The 17,196-nt window shown below is 47.2% G+C and carries 15 protein-coding genes; 11 read left to right on the top strand and 4 right to left on the bottom strand.

The features are described 5' to 3' along the window. Positions 1-58: 58 nt before the first annotated feature. The 3 genes from ACR32F_RS17280 to ACR32F_RS17270 form a co-directional block, all read right to left on the bottom strand. Positions 59-922, bottom strand: a complete 864-nt coding sequence (locus tag ACR32F_RS17280) for an SDR family oxidoreductase (protein WP_440109057.1) — start codon at positions 920-922, stop codon at positions 59-61. After that, positions 919-1,986 carry a mannonate dehydratase gene (uxuA, locus tag ACR32F_RS17275; RefSeq protein WP_440109055.1) on the bottom strand — a complete coding sequence of 356 codons (1,068 nt, stop codon included), beginning with the start codon at positions 1,984-1,986 and terminating at the stop codon, positions 919-921. Before uxuA ends, ACR32F_RS17280 begins: the two co-directional genes overlap by 4 nt. 229 nt (positions 1,987-2,215) lie before the next feature. Continuing rightward, entirely contained in the window at positions 2,216-2,899 is a 684-nt protein-coding gene (locus ACR32F_RS17270; protein WP_440119921.1) for a GntR family transcriptional regulator, read from the bottom strand. A 246-nt stretch (positions 2,900-3,145) separates the two neighbouring features. Here ACR32F_RS17270 and ACR32F_RS17265 point away from each other — a divergent pair, with 246 nt between their 5' ends. Then, the gene (locus tag ACR32F_RS17265) at positions 3,146-3,448 is read left to right on the top strand and encodes an ArsR/SmtB family transcription factor (RefSeq protein WP_440109053.1); all 303 of its coding nucleotides are present in this window, start codon (positions 3,146-3,148) and stop codon (positions 3,446-3,448) included. Positions 3,449-3,552: 104 nt separating this feature from the next. Next, positions 3,553-4,953: an aldehyde dehydrogenase gene (locus tag ACR32F_RS17260; RefSeq protein WP_440109051.1), complete on the top strand. Its 1,401-nt coding sequence runs from the start codon at positions 3,553-3,555 to the stop codon at positions 4,951-4,953. Positions 4,954-5,016: 63 nt separating this feature from the next. Here ACR32F_RS17260 and ACR32F_RS17255 read toward each other — a convergent pair whose 3' ends face one another. After that, positions 5,017-5,928: an AraC family transcriptional regulator gene (locus tag ACR32F_RS17255; RefSeq protein WP_440109049.1), complete on the bottom strand. Its 912-nt coding sequence runs from the start codon at positions 5,926-5,928 to the stop codon at positions 5,017-5,019. 214 nt (positions 5,929-6,142) lie between these two features. On the opposite strand from ACR32F_RS17255, the gene ACR32F_RS17250 reads away from it, so the two are divergent. From ACR32F_RS17250 to ACR32F_RS17210, 9 genes are all read left to right on the top strand, one after another. Next, complete coding sequence (locus tag ACR32F_RS17250; RefSeq protein WP_440109047.1) at positions 6,143-8,374, top strand: glycoside hydrolase family 52 protein; 2,232 nt, start codon at positions 6,143-6,145, stop codon at positions 8,372-8,374. Continuing rightward, positions 8,371-10,521 carry an alpha-glucuronidase family glycosyl hydrolase gene (locus tag ACR32F_RS17245; RefSeq protein ID WP_440109045.1) on the top strand — a complete coding sequence of 717 codons (2,151 nt, stop codon included), beginning with the start codon at positions 8,371-8,373 and terminating at the stop codon, positions 10,519-10,521. Before ACR32F_RS17250 ends, ACR32F_RS17245 begins: the two co-directional genes overlap by 4 nt. A 77-nt stretch (positions 10,522-10,598) precedes the next feature. Next, a complete protein-coding gene (locus ACR32F_RS17240) occupies positions 10,599-11,666 on the top strand; it encodes an NAD(P)-dependent alcohol dehydrogenase (protein WP_440109043.1) in 1,068 nt (355 codons plus the stop codon). Positions 11,667-12,026: 360 nt separating this feature from the next. After that, entirely contained in the window at positions 12,027-12,293 is a 267-nt protein-coding gene (locus ACR32F_RS17235) for an HPr family phosphocarrier protein (RefSeq protein WP_440109041.1), read from the top strand. Between the two features lie 143 nt (positions 12,294-12,436). Then, entirely contained in the window at positions 12,437-12,688 is a 252-nt protein-coding gene (locus tag ACR32F_RS17230) for a type B 50S ribosomal protein L31 (protein WP_440109039.1), read from the top strand. Positions 12,689-12,907: 219 nt separating this feature from the next. Beyond that, positions 12,908-13,213, top strand: a complete 306-nt coding sequence (locus tag ACR32F_RS17225; protein WP_440109037.1) for a Dabb family protein — start codon at positions 12,908-12,910, stop codon at positions 13,211-13,213. Between the two features lie 133 nt (positions 13,214-13,346). After that, positions 13,347-14,108, top strand: a complete 762-nt coding sequence (locus tag ACR32F_RS17220; protein ID WP_440109035.1) for an SDR family NAD(P)-dependent oxidoreductase — start codon at positions 13,347-13,349, stop codon at positions 14,106-14,108. A 174-nt stretch (positions 14,109-14,282) separates the two neighbouring features. Beyond that, positions 14,283-16,010 carry a ubiquinone-dependent pyruvate dehydrogenase gene (gene poxB, locus ACR32F_RS17215; protein ID WP_440109031.1) on the top strand — a complete coding sequence of 576 codons (1,728 nt, stop codon included), beginning with the start codon at positions 14,283-14,285 and terminating at the stop codon, positions 16,008-16,010. Between the two features lie 295 nt (positions 16,011-16,305). Next, positions 16,306-17,061 (top strand): SDR family NAD(P)-dependent oxidoreductase, encoded by a 756-nt coding sequence (locus tag ACR32F_RS17210; protein ID WP_440109029.1) that lies wholly within the window; start codon positions 16,306-16,308, stop codon positions 17,059-17,061. Positions 17,062-17,196 lie beyond the last annotated feature (135 nt).

Raw genomic sequence — 17,196 nt, 5'->3', positions numbered from 1 at the left:
CGGATTCCGCATTCGATACACTATTTAGTTCGCCTATTCTATGCAAATAGAATAGAAGTTATACACCAGAGTATGCCATAAATCCGCCATCCACAGGAATAACCGTGCCTGTAACAAAACCAGACTGCCGTTCATCTGCAAGCCACATTAACGTGCCCAGCAAATCCTCAGGTTTGCCAAAACGCCGCATCGGTGTGTGGGCAATGATTTTACTTGAACGTTCAGTCGGTGAACCATCCGGTTGAAGGAGTAGATTACGGTTCTGATCTGTCAGGAAGAATCCAGGTGCAATGGCATTCACCCGAATGCCCGATTCTGCCAGATGCACCGCAAGCCATTGTGTGAAATTGTTAATGGCAGCCTTGGCCGCACTATACGCTGGAACTTTGGTCATGGGCGATGGGGCACTCATGGATGAAATATTGATGACTGTTGCCGGAACATCACGGTCAATCATCTGTTTTGCAAAGATCTGGGTAGGAATGAGCGACCCGACAAAATTCAGATCCATGACCTGACGGAATCCAGCAACACTTACATCAAAAAAAGTAGTGATATCCGGCTGTTCCAGATCTTCCAGCCTGAAAATTTCATTCGTCGTATTGGCACTGGAATTGTTGCCGCCGGCTCCATTAATAAGGATATCGCAGGGACCAAGCTTCTCCAGAACAACAGCTGCCGCTGCCGTTACACTATCGGTCTGAGTCACATCACAAGCTACAGCGATCGCTTTCCCACCTGCAGCTTCGATGGCCGCAACGACTTCTTCGCCTTTGGACACGGTCCGGTTCAGAATGGCTACGCCTGCACCATGACGCGCAAGCTCTTCAGCCATGGAACGGCACAGCACACCTGCTCCGCCTGTAATAACAGCGGTTCTGCCTTCCAGACGGTTTGATCTTTCTTTGGCAAATTCATTCATGATTTTGACCTCCTTTGCAGGGAGTCCCAGACGCCCCACAGATACATGATTCCCAGAGCCCGGTCATAGAGTCCATACCCCGGTCTGCACTGTTCACCCCAGAGATGACGTCCGTGATCCGGTCGTGCATAACCTTCGAATCCAATATCGTGATAAGCTTCAACCACACCTGCAATATCGACATTCCCGTCCTGACTGCGGTGGGAGGTTTCAATAAAGTCCCCGTTATCGTAGACTTTGACATTACGAATATGGGCAAAAGGAATTCGATCCTGAAACTCGTGAATCATACCGATAATATCATTGTTTGGATTGGCTCCAAGAGAGCCGCTGCACAGAGTCACGCTATTATAAGGGCTATCATAAAGGTTCAGATACTTGCGAATATTGTCCTGGCTGGTAATAATCTTCGGCAGACCAAAGATCGGCCATGGGGGATCATCCGGGTGAATAGCCATTCGAATACCCAGCCGTTCAGCCGTAGGAATAATCTCCTGCAGGAAATAACGGGCGTGTTCCCACATCTGATCCTCTGTTACATCCTTATATGCTTCGAAGAGGCCGGTTAAATACTGCAATCGTTCCGGTTCCCAGCCAGGCATCGTTAATGCAGTATTTTCGGTAATACGTCGAACCAGTTCCAGCGGTTCAATATCGGCGAGTTTACTATTCTCATAGAAGAGGGCGGTGGAGCCATCCTCCATTTCCTTATGCATATCGGTCCGGAGCCAGTCGAAGATGGGCATGAAATTGTAACAGATGACTTTAACGCCGACTTGGGCGAGTTTTTCCATCGTTTTTTTGTAATTGGCAATATATTGGTCACGTGTAGGCAGACCGAGTTTGATATCTTCATGAATATTGACACTTTCAACAACATCGAGATGTAATCCTGCCTTGTCCGCAGCGGCTTTGACCGCCAGAATTTTGTCCATGGGCCATTCTTCACCTGCAGGAACATCATGCAGTGCCCATACAATACCCTCAACACCAGGAATTTGCCGAATGTGATCAAGCGTTACGGTATCATTGCCTTCACCAAACCAGCGAAAAACCATTCTCATCACGTTCACCTCATCAAGATTAGTATTATAGTGCGTGTTCAAAAAGACCGGTTTTCAGTACCGAGAAGATGGGATGAAGCTAGAAATGGAGTAGCGGAGCGTAGGGAAAACTACGTGAGCAACGGACATTTCGGCTGAATTCCATCTTCGATGCTGAGGATGCCACTAGGCATCCTTCGTAATCAAAAGCGGACTTTTTGAACAACCTCTTAAAGAACAGGTCTATCCATTATTGAAAATAGGAAGGGTATGTATCCCGCAGGACAGCCAGATCCGTGACCGTTAAATGCAGATGTTCCTCCATGATACGTTCTGCGGTTGTGGCATCATGCTGCTGTATGGCTTGAACCATGGATCGGTGCTGCTCAACCAAGTGATCCCAATGATGATCTGAAGACAGACGAAGCATTCGGCTTCGGTTCAGATGCACGTTCATGTGCTGGATCACGGACCATGTATTGCTTTTATTGCAGCCTGCAAAGAGAGTGCTATGGAATTCCTCATCCAATCCGAACATTCGTTCATCATCCGGGTTGAGCATGCATTCCTGCTGTTGTGCAAGATTTTGTTCCAATTTCATCATGGACTGATCTGGAAATTGAACACATGCAAGCTGTACAACGGCACGCTCAAGCTGCTCACGCATGAATCTCGCTTCCTCTACAAGGTCAACCTGAATCAGAGAGACATATGTACCTCGCTGTGGATAAACTTCGAGTAGGCCTTCCTGCGCAAGTCGAACAAAGCTTTCCCGAACAGGGGTCCGGCTCACATTGAATTCAAGCGAGATCTCTTTCTCCGAGATGGCGGTTCCAGGAGGCAGCTTCAAGCTCAGAATCTGCTGCTTCAACGATGTATAGACCGCATCACGTGAAGAGTAGACTTGCTTGCTCAAGGAAGAGGGGCTTTGCAATGATGGTAATACATCGGCTTTGGACGGTAACTTAGGGGTATATTCCACAACTTCAACTCCTTCATTACCATACTACCATACTTGTATGGTAGTATGGAAGCGCTTTATATTACTTGTTTATATCCTTTTTTAGTCAAGGCTTGCAGTGCGCATGGAAGAAGAGTAGAATATAATTATTAAGTTTAAATGTTTAAACCAACAGACAGAATAGTTGTAATATTTAGAATAATTGAGGTGAAACTAACCATGGGACAAAAAGCAATCTCCATTTTTCAAACCTGTATCCCCTTGTTTCAGGTACTTAGCGATAACCATCGACAGGCTATCTTGCTGATGCTCAGTGAGAAGGGTAAAATGACGGTTAATGAAATAACAGAACAATCCAGCCTGTCTCGGCCAGCCATATCTCATCATCTCAAACTTCTGCTTGAGAAGGGGCTTATCTCCGTAGAACAGAAGGGCACACAGCGATATTACTCCGCTTCATTGAAGTCATCGGTGGAACTATTGAAAGAACTGGTCGCGGCGATGGAGGAAGAGTGCTTGTAGGCTACAGTTTCTAACATGTGTAAACATGTGGGCAATATGTTCGTAGGTTTAAACGGATGATCAATAAATGAATCACTAAATAACTTGTGAAGGAGTTTTATTCAATGAGTACCATACAAGAAATAAGCGAAAATGAAGTCGAAGAGATTCTTCAGCAGCAAGGGCAATTCTTTCGATCAGGGGCCACTCGTTCTGCGGAGACTCGCATTGCACATTTAACTCGGTTGAAGCAAGCGATTCAGAAATATGAGTCCCGCCTTACCGGTGCGCTATATCAGGATTTGGGTAAAAGTGAATTCGAATCCTATACCACCGAGATCGGTTTCATGCTGGATAGCATCACGCATACGATTCGGCAAGTGAAGAAATGGGTCAAACCTGTGAAAGTAAAAACCCAATTCGCGCTGATTGGCTCCAAAAGTTATATCATTCCTGAACCTTATGGTGCGGTGCTGATTATTGGACCCTTTAACTATCCATTTCAGCTGCTGATTGAACCGCTGGTTGGCGCGTTAGCGGCAGGGAACACGGCAGTCCTCAAAGCATCAGAGAACACACCGGCTGTCTCCGCTGTTATTGGCGAAATGATCGCCTCGGTGTTCGAACCTGCTTATGTACGAGTCGTTGAGGGGGCTAAAGATACAACAACAGCGCTCATTAACGCCCCGTTTGACTATATCTTTTTTACAGGCAGTGTACCGGTAGGCAAAATCGTCATGGAAGCTGCTTCCAAAAATCTCGTTCCAGTTACATTAGAATTGGGCGGTAAGAGTCCAGTTATTGTAGATGAACACGCAGATATCAAAGTGGCTGCACAACGCATTATATGGGGCAAATTGCTCAATACGGGTCAGACCTGTATCGCACCTGATTATCTACTTGTACATGAGCGGGTGAAAGATCAACTGATCTCTGAGATGAAAGCTTCCATAGAGTCTTTCTTCGGCACGGATATTCAGCATAACCGTGACTATGGTCGGATCGTGAACAAGGCTCATTTTAAACGTCTGACGACCCTTATTGAACGTGATCAGGCACATGTGATTTACGGCGGCAGATCGGATGAAGAAGATCGATTCATTGAACCGACCCTGATCGATGCAAAATCCTGGGAGGCGGCCACGATGGAGGACGAGATTTTTGGGCCAATTCTGCCCATTATCAGCTATCGCACCATCGATGAAGCGATCGCAGGCATCGTGAAGCGGCCCAAACCGCTGGCGCTCTACCTCTTTACTTCCGATACAGAGTTGCAGGACAAAGTGATGCGAGAGGTTTCTTTTGGGGGCGGGTGCATTAACGATACGATTACGCATGTAGCCAACCCGCGTCTGCCCTTTGGCGGCGTAGGGCACTCCGGGGTTGGAGCTTATCATGGGCGGTACAGCCTGGAGACCTTCTCTCATATGAAAAGTGTGCTCAAGAAGAGCACCAAACTGAATTTGTCGATTCTGTATCCGCCCTACGATAACAAGCTGAAGACCATTAAACGTTTGCTCAAATAAATATCCAATCACTATATCCATACGCAGTGAAATACGGTATTAAAAAAGTAACCTCTGCGGAACTCATTCAGGAGCAGACTGCTCCTGTCTGTAGCGTGATGGAGATACACCCGACCAGCGCTTGAATTGACGACTGAAATGGGCAATATCTTTATAACCGAGCATGGCAGCGATGTTCTGAACGGACAGTTCTGGATTACCGAGCAGCACTTTAGCTTCATGCAGAACCATTTCGGACAAATATACCCGCGGCGACTGACCGTGTACCTGACGGAATACGCGATTACAATGTGAACTGCTGATCCCCAGTTCTGCTGCAATATCGTCAATGCCATAATGGCTGTCTGACTCTCTTCCTTGCTTGAACTGTTGGTTCACCAGGCCTTGTAGCCGATTACGAATTTGATGAGCCAGCTCAATTTTCTCATACCCGTCGGTGAACAGATGAGCGACTTCCTGAGAGACGGCTTCCCACAAATGGCCGAATAATTCAAACACCGCTGATTGCAGCTGCATGCGTTGTACCATCGTACTCGCTGCTCGATCGTCAGCAGAAGACATTAATTTGCGCAGTACTGGCTCGATCTGCCGGGTAACCGGACTATCTGCATCGAATTGCACCTGCTTGATTCGTGCAAGTAAAGAGAGAAATAACTGATCATCGATATCAAAATGCATACAAAAATACGTGAAACCCTTGCCGTTATGGCTCAGGCTGGAATGAATGCTTCCCGGAGGAATCAGGAGCAATTCGCCAGCCTTTTGTATATATAATTTACCGTTCACGGTCATGTGCTGTTCGCCTTCTGTTACATAATTCAGTTCATATTGGGGATGCTCATGCGCTGGATAATCCCAATCTGCGCCGACACTCCGCAAATGAATGGCGAACAAATTCACCGTTGTTTGTACATCCGGGTAAAACACCTCATGTACACTTTCTCCCAAAGTGGGAGGCAAATAGGTGGAAGACATGGAGAGCCTCCTTATTGTAATTTTTTCGTAGGACCATATGGAATGAATGATCAGATCAAACAAAAGGGATGTAACCGCTTTATTAGTATTATAGTCTATCAGCTTGATTTGGGTAAATATCCGATTGATTTGACCATGGTCTATGTTGGAATGCCCATGGTAGGATGGGGCTAATGAAAACGTATGCAAACCATTTTGAGAGGGGTCATCATTTATGAGTACATCCAAATCCATTTTTTATAATGCCCATCACTCCCCAATCGGGGCTTTTGCGAGCTTTACGCTTGGTTACAAAGGAGCCAAAGGCGGACTAGGTCTGGAACTCGGCAAACCAGCCGATCAGAATGTATATATTGGTTTACAATCTCGCGACGGTGAGAACTACGAAGCTTTACCGTTTTTTGAAGCTGTTGAGGATGCGAGCGTACGATATGATGTTGAGAAGGGGGATAGTGCGGACGCCGATCAGGCATCGTCAACTTCTACGGGCAATGGAGAGAGCACGCCGGCAGCAGTTGCCGCGCAAACGTCACGCCCGCTGATTTCAGCGTTCCGAGATGATGATATAAGCCGTGAATTCACTTCAGGAACCGATACGTGGACCGCGGGTGATCTGACTTTCCGAATTTACTCTCCTGTACGTCCTGTACCCGAACCGCTCAGCGGCGATCGTGAAGGATTAATGGATGCGCTTGTGCCTGCAGTACTGGTGGAAATGACGATTGATAACACGCAGGGACAGCAGTCACGTAAAGCATATTTTGGCTATCAGGGTAATGATCCTTATTCCGCCATGCGCATCATTGGAGGCCCTGAGGGTGGAGCACTAACCGGGGTTGGACAAGGACGTTTAACCGCCATTTTGTCCGCGGATGAGGGTCTGTGGCCTGCACGCGGATTCACGCTGGAGAAGATTTTGCAGGAGAAACATCAGGAGAATTTGGCTTTTGGATTGGGCGAAACAACTGCGTTGTTGATGGACGTGCCAGCCGGGGAAAAACGGACGTATCAATTTGCCGTCTGTTTCTATCGCGGCGGGATTGTTACTTCGGGTATGGATACAACTTACTGGTACACTCGGTACTTTGCGGATATCCTGGAAGCTGGTACGTATGCGCTTGACCGTTTCAGCGAGCTGACTGCTTCCTGTGTGGAAGCTGAACAACGTCTCGGCGTAGCTGCTTTGAGTGAAGATCAGGCATTCATGCTTGCCCATTCCATTCATAGTTACTACGCAAGCACACAGCTCCTGGATGCGGATGGTGAACCGTTCTGGATCGTGAATGAGGGCGAATACCGGATGATGAATACACTTGATTTGACAGCGGATCAACTGTACTTTGAGCTAGCCCTGAACCCATGGACGGTACGTAACGAACTGGAGTGGTTCGTGAAACGCTATAGTTACACAGATCAAGTACGGTTCCCAGGCGAAGAGAAGGAATATCCGGGCGGCATTACTTTTACCCACGATATTGGAGTTGCCAATGTATTCTCCCGTCCGGGACACTCGGCGTATGAGCTTGTGGGCATTGACGACTGTTTCTCTCAAATGAGCCATGAGGAGCTGGTAAACTGGCTGTGCTGCGCAACGGTATATATCGAACAGACACAGGATCGGGAGTTTGTTAAAGAGATGCTTCCCGTCATTCGCGATTGTTTCGATAGCATGCTGAATCGAGATCACCCGGATGAACAGCAGCGTAACGGTCTGATGGGTCTGGATAGCAGTCGCACCAAAGGCGGAGCTGAGATTACAACTTACGACAGTCTGGATGTGTCGCTTGGACAATCTCGCAACAATATCTATCTGGCAGGCAAGTGCTGGGCGGTCTACGTTGCATTGGAAAAACTGTTCGCTGCGGAGAAACTCGCGGATCTGTCTCATCATGCAGGACGTCAGGCGGATCGCTGTGCAGCCAGCATAGCAGCCCAGTTGACTGATGGTGGTTACATTCCTGCAGTTATCGCGGAAAATAATGATTCCCGCATCATTCCGGCGATCGAAGGTCTGGTGTTCCCTTACTTCACAGGCTGTGAAGGCGCTTTGGATGTGAATGGCCGTTTCGGTCCTTACCTCCAAGCACTCCGTACCCATCTCAAGACGGTTCTTGTACCGGGTACATGTCTGTTCGATGATGGAGGATGGAAGCTTTCCTCGACGAGTAACAACTCATGGCTTAGCAAAATATATCTGTCCCAGTTCATAACAAGAGAACTGCTGGGCGTCGAGTGGGATGAAGCAGGGAAAGCTTCGGACGAGGCTCATGTAAACTGGCTGTTGCACCCAGAGGAGTCTTACTGGTGCTGGAGCGACCAGATCTTGTCCGGTGTTGCGGTTGGAAGCAAGTATTACCCGCGTGGTGTAACATCCATTCTATGGCTACTTGAAGGTAAAGGTCATCGTCTGGAGCAGATCTATGCAAGCAAGGAGGCGGTAAAATGAGCCATTCGGCTGTTGAATCCAGTTTGTCCGGCCCACAATATGATGCATGGCTGGGATATTGCTCAGGAAAGTCGGGCGTAAAGGGAGCTGCCAAGAAGGCGGCTCCTGTCTGGAGTCATGCCGTGTCGGCGGCAGAAGATCATGAGATTATAGCTACGGCTATGGCTGAACTTGCACAGGGACTGGAGAAGCTGTATGGAGCGGAGCCGAAGGTTAGTCACGTAGCTGCCAGTCAAACAACCGATCCTGATTTCTCCAATCAGGAAGCACAGGGAATATGGATCGGCACCTGGTCAGGATGTACCGTCGTTGCCCAAACCTTCAGTGAAGCTGAACGTGCTTCTGTCCAGGATGAAGGCTATATCATCCGTGAAGATAAGGAACAAGGCACATTGATGATTGGAGCAGACTCTCCACAAGGCGTACTGTATGGTACATTTCACCTATTGAGAGAGCTGGTACTTAAGCATGACGATTCGGAACCAGCCCATTTCACTACAGGTGAATTGAATCATATCGCTGAGCAACCCGTGAATTCACTGCGGATGATCAATCAGTGGGACAATGTGGACGGTAGCATTGAACGTGGCTACGCGGGTGATTCCATTTTCTATGATAACGGGGAGTTCACCCGTGATCTGGGGCGTATCCGGGATTATGCGAGACTACTCGCTTCCACAGGATTGAATGCCATATCGATTAATAACGTCAACGTACATCAGCGCGAGACCTTGTTTCTGACGGAACGTTTCCTGGGTGATGTAGCAAAAGTTGCTGCTGAGTTCAGAGCCTACGGCATTCGACTGTTCCTGAGCGCCAACTATGCCAGCCCGATGGAGATCGGTGGGTTGCGTACAGCGGACCCTTTGGATGAACAGGTCCGTGAATGGTGGAGTATCCAGACAGCCAAGGTGTATGCGGCAATACCGGATTTCGGAGGTTATCTGATTAAGGCAGATTCAGAGAATCGACCGGGTCCTTTTACGTATAATCGGGATCACGCCGATGGGGCGAACATGCTGGCAGAAGCGCTTCGTCCATTTGGTGGACTGGTGATCTGGCGCTGCTTCGTCTATAACTGCAAACAGGATTGGCGCGATCGCACCACGGATCGTGCGCGGGCAGCGTATGATCACTTTATGCCGCTGGATGGCCGCTTTGCCGACAATGTCATTTTGCAGATCAAGAATGGTCCAATGGACTTTCAGGTTAGGGAAGCCGTATCTCCACTGTTTGGTGCAATGGAGAAGACAAACCAGGTGATTGAATTCCAGATTACGCAGGAGTATACAGGTCAGCAACGACATCTGTGTTATCTGGTCCCCCAGTGGAAGGAAGTATTGGCTTTTGATACATTTGCGAAGGGTGAGGGTTCGGAAGTTAAGCGGATTGCGAATGGCTCTCTGTACCAAAGGCCGTATAGCGGTTTTGCCGCCGTTTCGAACATCGGCGCAGATGCCTGCTGGACAGGCCACCCACTTGCTCAGGCTAATTTGTACGGGTACGGTAGACTTGCATGGAATCCCGAGCTGTCCGCGGAAGAGATTGCGGACGAGTGGGTCAGACTTACGTTTGGGCATGACGAAGATGTCGTTCGTTTGATCACTGGCATGCTTTTGAATTCGTTAGACATCTATGAAAAGTATACGGCACCACTTGGTGTAGGCTGGATGGTTAATCCGAACCATCATTATGGGCCTAATGTGGATGGCTATGAGTATTCCAAATGGGGTACGTACCATTTTGCCGATTGTAAGGGCCTTGGTGTGGATCGAACCGTGAAGAGTGGTACGGGATATACCTCGCAATATCACCGGGAGAACACCGAGATGTACGAATCTGTAGAGAGTTGTCCAGATGAGCTGCTGTTATTTTTCCACCATGTCCCTTACACGCATATCCTGCACTCCGGCAAGACGGTCATTCAGCATATTTATGACACTCACTTTGAAGGTGCTGAACAGGCAGAAGCGTTAGCTCAGACCTGGAGAGAGCTGGAGGGTAAAATCGACCCGGCCATATATGATAAAGTGGTTTCCTTACAGGAAGAGCAGGCAGAACATGCAAAAGAGTGGCGAGATATGATTAATACGTATTTCTATCGCAAGAGCGGCATTGAGGATCAACAGGAACGAATCATATATTAATGATGATATGAACTACAGAGCAGGCACATCCTCTTCGGAGAAAAACAACATTGGCATACAGGAGAAGGAGGGAACGTATGGGACATCATCAACTACCCGATACCATGAAGGCTGCTGTCATGACGGAGCCAGGTCACATTATCATTGAGGAGCAGGCGGTACCGCAACCCGCTGAAGATGAGGTGCTTATCCAGGTCATGGCTGTTGGCGTCTGCGGATCAGATGTACATTATTATGAGCATGGACGCATTGGCAGGTTCGTGGTGGAGAAACCGATCATTCTGGGACATGAGTGTGCGGGGATCGTTGCAGCTGTTGGCTCAAAGGTATCACGGCTGAAAGAAGGAGATCGGGTAGCCGTAGAGCCGGGAGTAACATGTGGTCGCTGTACGGCGTGTAAAGAAGGACGCTATAATCTGTGTCCGGATGTACAATTTCTGGCAACCCCTCCGGTCGATGGAGCATTTGTACAGTACATGACGATACGTGAGGATATGGTATTCCCGATCCCGGATCATCTATCCTTCGAGGAAGCGGCTATGAACGAACCTTTTTCGGTGGGGATTCATGCGGCGCGTCGCAGCAAACTGGCTCCAGGAACAACGCTGGCGATTATGGGCATGGGACCGGTGGGACTGATGGGCGTGGCTGCTGCCAAATCGTTCGGTGTGGAACGGATCATTGTGACGGATCTGGAAGAAGTGAGGCTGGAAGCAGCTCGGCGTATGGGGGCCACTCATACCATTAATGTGAGGAATGAAGATGCGCTTTCGGTGATTCGTGAGTTAACGAACGGCGTTGGTGTAGACACGGCATGGGAAACTGCCGGTAATCCGAAGGCTTTGCAATCCGCATTGTATTCGTTGCGCCGTGGGGGCAAGCTGGCTATTGTTGGCCTGCCTGCACAGGATGAGATCGCATTGAATGTTCCTTTTATTGCAGACAATGAAGTGGATATATACGGGATTTTCCGTTATGCCAATACGTATTCCGCAGGAATTGAGTTCCTGAGCTCAGGCCAGCATGATGTGATGTCTCTGATTACAGACCGTTATTCACTAGATGAGACACAACAGGCGATGGAGCGAGCACTGCACAACAAAAGCGGTAGTCTGAAAGTAATGGTATATCCGAACGGACGATAAGGTGATACTATTAGAGGTTGTTCAAAAAGTCCGCTTTTGATTACGAAGGATGCCTAGTAGCATCATCAGCATCGAATATGAAATTCAGCCGAAATATCCGTTGCTCACGTAGTGTTCCCTACGCTCCGCTACTCTATTTCTAGCTTCATTCCATCTTCTCGGTACTGAAAAACTAACTTTTTGAACACGCACTAAGGGAGCCCTGATTATTATTATTATCAGGGTTCTTTTTTTGCATTTTTCACCAATAAAGGATTAGACAAGACCCCATAACATGGTATAATTCATGAAGATTTTAATATATAAAATCATACAGACCAAACAGGCTGATTAGCAACTTATCGAAAGGAACTGAAGGTTGTGAGAACACATGAATTTACCATTCACTCTGATTTTCACCGGGATTCTCTGATGTCCGTATCTTCTCAAGCGTCGCGTTTTTCCTCGGATATTTCATTGTCGTTTATGGAGTCTGATCATGAGCATCGTGTAGATGTCAAAAGCCTGCTCGGGATGGCACTTCTTCCCTTGCGTCATGGCAGTGTTGTCCGATTGCAGACAAGGGGCAGAGATGAACTAGAAGCATTGGAATACATGCTGTGCCTATTGGAGAAGGGGATAACTTAACCTCAGATGTGGTGCGAATCAAAGCGAATTGTGAAATATTTATCGTTTGTTCAAATCTGACTGGTGCTTCTTGCGAAAAAAGAGTATAATAAAGTTTAGTTCTATTCTTGGAAGTACCCATATTAAAGGAGTGTAAATAGATTATGCCAAAAGCTGACATCCATCCAAAGACACAAACAGTAATTTTCTTCGATGCAAGTGCTGATTTCAAATTCCTGAGTTCTTCGACTAAATTCTCGAACGAAACAATGGAATGGGAAGACGGCAACTCTTATCCAGTAATTCGTGTGGACACAAGTTCCGCATCCCACCCGTTCTTCACTGGTAAACAAAGAAACGTGGACATCGGTGGTCGTGTGGATCGCTTTAACCGTAAATACAACCTCAAAGACTAGTCTGTCCATAGATTGCAATGAAGCCTCGGGGATTTTGTCCTTGAGGTTTTTTTGTTTCGTTTGTACCATATGATTCACGCGAGGATCTATTATCATTTCGTATTCATATCTTTAATATCCATTTCATGAGAAATTAATCTTATACTATTATTGCGCTTACATATCATTCAGAGGTACACTAAGAAACAGAGTGAAATCATATTCTAGGAGGAAATAGAGATGAGTAGCATCACACATATGGTAACGTTTACACTTTATGCTGGCAAAGATACGCCCGAGGCTGAGGGATTTTTGAAAGAAAGCACGGATGCTTTGGCGAAGATTCCAGGTGTGGAGCAATTTCAGGTTCTCCGTCAAGTCAGTGACAAAAATGAGTTTGACTACAGTTTTTCAATGGTGTTCGCTGATCAGGCTGCATACGATGCATACAATAATCACCCGGTTCACCGCAAATATGTGGAAGAACGTTGGGAAAAGGAAGTCAGTCGTTTTCAGGAAATTGATCTGATTCAGCACGGTAAGTGATAAATACAATACAATTTCAATACACTCAATATAGTGAAGTATGAATGATGATCGAAATCGTTTTCGAACTAAGCTTCACATCCTTTCGTGAATTAAATGTGATTTAATTTAATTTGATGGAGGTAATGCCCCTATGCAATTGAATCTCACAGGTAAAACAGCGCTGGTCACTGGTGCCACCGGACAACTGGGAAGAGTCATTGCCCGTACGTTGGCAAACTGTGGTGCAAATCTCGCTATACATTACATAAATAATGAAACGAAGGCTCGGGAGCTTCAGGGTGAGATTGAAGCCATCGGTCGTCAGGCTGTGATTGTTCAGGGAGATATTACGAAGCAGGAGACGGCATTTCAGATTCGTGATGAAATTCAATCCAGCCTCGGCGGAGTGGATATTGTCGTTGCCAATGCGGTCATTCAATATGAATGGACAACCGTACTGGAACAGTCACCTGAAGATTACTTGAGCCAATTTGAATCTTGTGTAATGCAAAACGTGTATCTTGCCAAAGCATTCATTCCTTATATGCAAGAAGTCAAAGGTGGCCGGTTCATTGGTATCAATACGGAATGTGCCATGCAAAATTTTGCTACCCAATCCGCGTATACTGCAGGTAAGCGTGGAATGGATGGTTTGTATCGTGTGCTGGCGAAAGAAGTTGGCGAGCATCAAATTACCGTCAACCAGGTAGCGCCAGGATGGACAATCAGTGAACGTGACCGTTCCAGTGAGTCAGTGAATGATGAAGCGTATACCCGCACTGTACCGCTGAAGCGCAGAGGAGAAGATCAGGATATTGCCAATGCGGTGGCCTTTTTGGCATCCGATCTATCCTCTTTTATCACAGGGGCCTATATCCCGGTAAGTGGCGGTAACGTTATGCCTGCCATCTAAAGTAATACAAAACCTATCCCTAACGTTGAGAAAACGATTTAAGGGGTAGGTTTTTGTGTATATATCCATAAATACATATGATTTTGATTCGGATTTCAAAAGATTGGGGATAAGAATAGGTATATTAACGGGGTGGAAACATAACTCAAAATAAGCGATTAAAGGAGATCGATCATGAAAAAAACAATCGCAGACGTTGTTGTTGAAGCGTTGCTCAATGCAGGAATCAAACGTATATACGGTATCGTCGGAGACTCCTTAAATGCAGTACTCGATTCCATCCGGCGCTCGGGTAAAATCGAGTGGATTCATGTGCGTCACGAAGAAGTGGCTGCTTTTGCAGCAGGAGCAGATGCTGAAGTGAGTGGAAGTATCGCAGTATGTGCGGGCAGTAGCGGGCCAGGAAACATGCATTTGATTAACGGCTTATACGACTGCCATAGGAACCGTGTACCGGTGCTGGCGATTGCGGCTCATATTCCAAGTGACGAGATTGGGAGCGAGTATTTTCAGGCGACTCATCCAGAATATTTGTTCCAGGAATGCAGTCATTATTGCGAGGTCATTACTACGGCCAAACAGATGCCACGCTCGCTTACGATGGCAATGCAGACGGCAGTCGCTCGCTCAGGGGTATCTGTTATTGTACTCCCAGGAGATGTAGCAGCCCTCGAAGCGGCGGATCTGCCTGTGCCTGAGCATGTATACCATGCCACTACACCTGTTGTGCACCCGTCGGAGCCTGAATTGATAAAGCTTGCGAAATATCTGAATGAGGGTAAAAAAATTACGCTGCTGTGCGGAGCAGGATGCGCAGGTGCTCGTGAACCTCTGATGCAGTTGTGTGACCGCTTGAAATCCCCTATGGTCATTGCCCTTCGGGGGAAAGAGTACCTGGAGTATGATAATCCGTATTCGGTGGGCCTCACGGGATTAATCGGGTATTCGTCGGGTTATCACACCATGATGGATTGTGACGTGCTGTTGATGCTGGGAACGGATTTCCCTTATCGTCAATTCTTCCCCGAGGATGCCACTGTCCTTCAGGTAGACATTCAAGCATCACATCTGGGTCGTCGTACCAAACTCGATTATGGATTGTGTGGTGACGTGAAGGCGACCATTGAAGCGTTGCTGCCCTACCTGACGGAAGATCATAGTGACAAACATCTGCGTAAAAGTGTGGATCATTACACAAAAGTACGCAAAGATCTGGATGAACTCGCGGTGGGTAAACCCGGGAAAACACCAATTCATCCGCAGTACCTAACCAAGATTATTAGCGACGCCGCAGCCAACAATGCAATCTTCACTTGTGATGTAGGCACACCTACCGTCTGGGCGGCACGCTATCTGGAGATGAGCCGCAATCGCAGATTGCTGGGTTCCTTCAGTCACGGCACTATGGCGAATGCACTTCCGCAGGCCATTGGAGCCCAGGTGGCAGATCCGGGAAGACAAGTCATCTCGTTATCTGGTGACGGAGGCATCACGATGTTAATGGGCGATCTGCTAACTCTCAAGCAGCATAACCTTCCAATTAAAGTTGTTGTATTCAACAATGGAGCACTTGGTTTTGTTGAACTGGAGATGAAGGCCGCAGGATTCCTTGAATCCGGCACGGAGCTTGTGAATCCCAACTTTGCCATGGTAGCTCAGGCGATGGGCATGGAAGGAATCCGTGTTGAAGATCCGGCAGACCTGGAAGGGGCAGTGCAGCGTGCACTTCTGCATGATGGTCCTGTTCTGATTGACGTTGTGGTGAACCGTCAGGAGTTGTCCTTGCCTCCGAAGATTAATATTAAACAGGCCGAAGGATTCACCTTGTGGATGATGAAAGCGGTACTGAACGGACGTGGCGATGAATTGATTGAGTTGGCAAAAACGAATTTGCTGAGATAAGCACATGACTTGCATGATTAGTTTACATTTGATATCTCACAACAAAGAAAGTGAGTACATTCCGCTGTGATAGCGGGGTGGCTCTTTTGTGGGATGTTGAGTGTGTGATCTGTGATATAGTATGTACTGATATTATATGATTTGTTTTTATGTTGAGAGTCTATTAAAATAGGTAAAGTCAGGCAGGGTTTATGTTATTTTTAACCTACATATGTTGCATAGTTTGAAGCAAGACCGTTTCATAAGAATTCGCCGATCCGATGACAGATGACGAACACACATGGAGGAGATCATAATGAGTCACACAGGAAAAGTAGCAATTATTACTGGGGCAGGAAGTGGATTAGGCCAAGCGGCCGCACTGAAACTGGCTGAGAAGGGCGCATCTATTGTGGTCGTTGATCTCGTGGTAGAGACAGGTGAGGCAACCGTGAAACAGATTGAGAAGCTGGGCGGTAAAGCCATTTTTGTACAAGCGGATGTAAGTAAGGCAAGTGAAGTAGAGAATTATGTGAAAAAAACGATCGAAGAGTTTGGCCGAATCGATATGTTCTTTAATAACGCAGGGATCGCGGGTCCCGGTATCAAATTAATTGAACACACGATCGAGCAGTTTGACCAGATTATTGATATTAACCTGAGAAGTGTATTTTACGGGTTGAAATACGTTATTACTGAAATGCTCAAAACAGGTGGGGGTTCCATTCTGAACACGGCATCTACAGCGGGGATTGTTGGTGTGCCTACGGTTGCGCCTTACGCAGCAACAAAGCACGGAGTAATTGGGTTAACACGCACGGCAGCCATTGAATATGGTAAAGACAACATTCGTGTAAATGCGATTGCTCCAGGTACAATTGAGACCCCAATGGTGGTTCAGTTTGGTAAAGATAATCCGGAAGTGTTCAAAGCGACTGTTGACAGCATACCGTCCGGACGTCTTGGCAGACCGGAAGAAATCGCCAACCTGGTTGCTTTCCTGCTTGGAGATGAAGCTCCTTATATTAATGGTGCTGTATATCCAATTGATGGCGCAGTAACGGCACAATAAGAGTCTTTGCAGAAATAAGAAGAGAGGCTACTGTAGATTTACAGTGCCTCTCTTTTTGGCTTTTGTACCTTTGTTAGGTTCTTCACTTTTGTTACTTCAGAGGGACAGGTGCAGCTTCAGAGTTAGCAGGAGTCG

This window comes from Paenibacillus hebaui, from assembly GCF_051934385.1.
Taxonomy (GTDB): Bacteria; Bacillota; Bacilli; order Paenibacillales; family Paenibacillaceae; genus Paenibacillus.
This window is presented reverse-complemented; position numbering and strand designations above follow the sequence as displayed.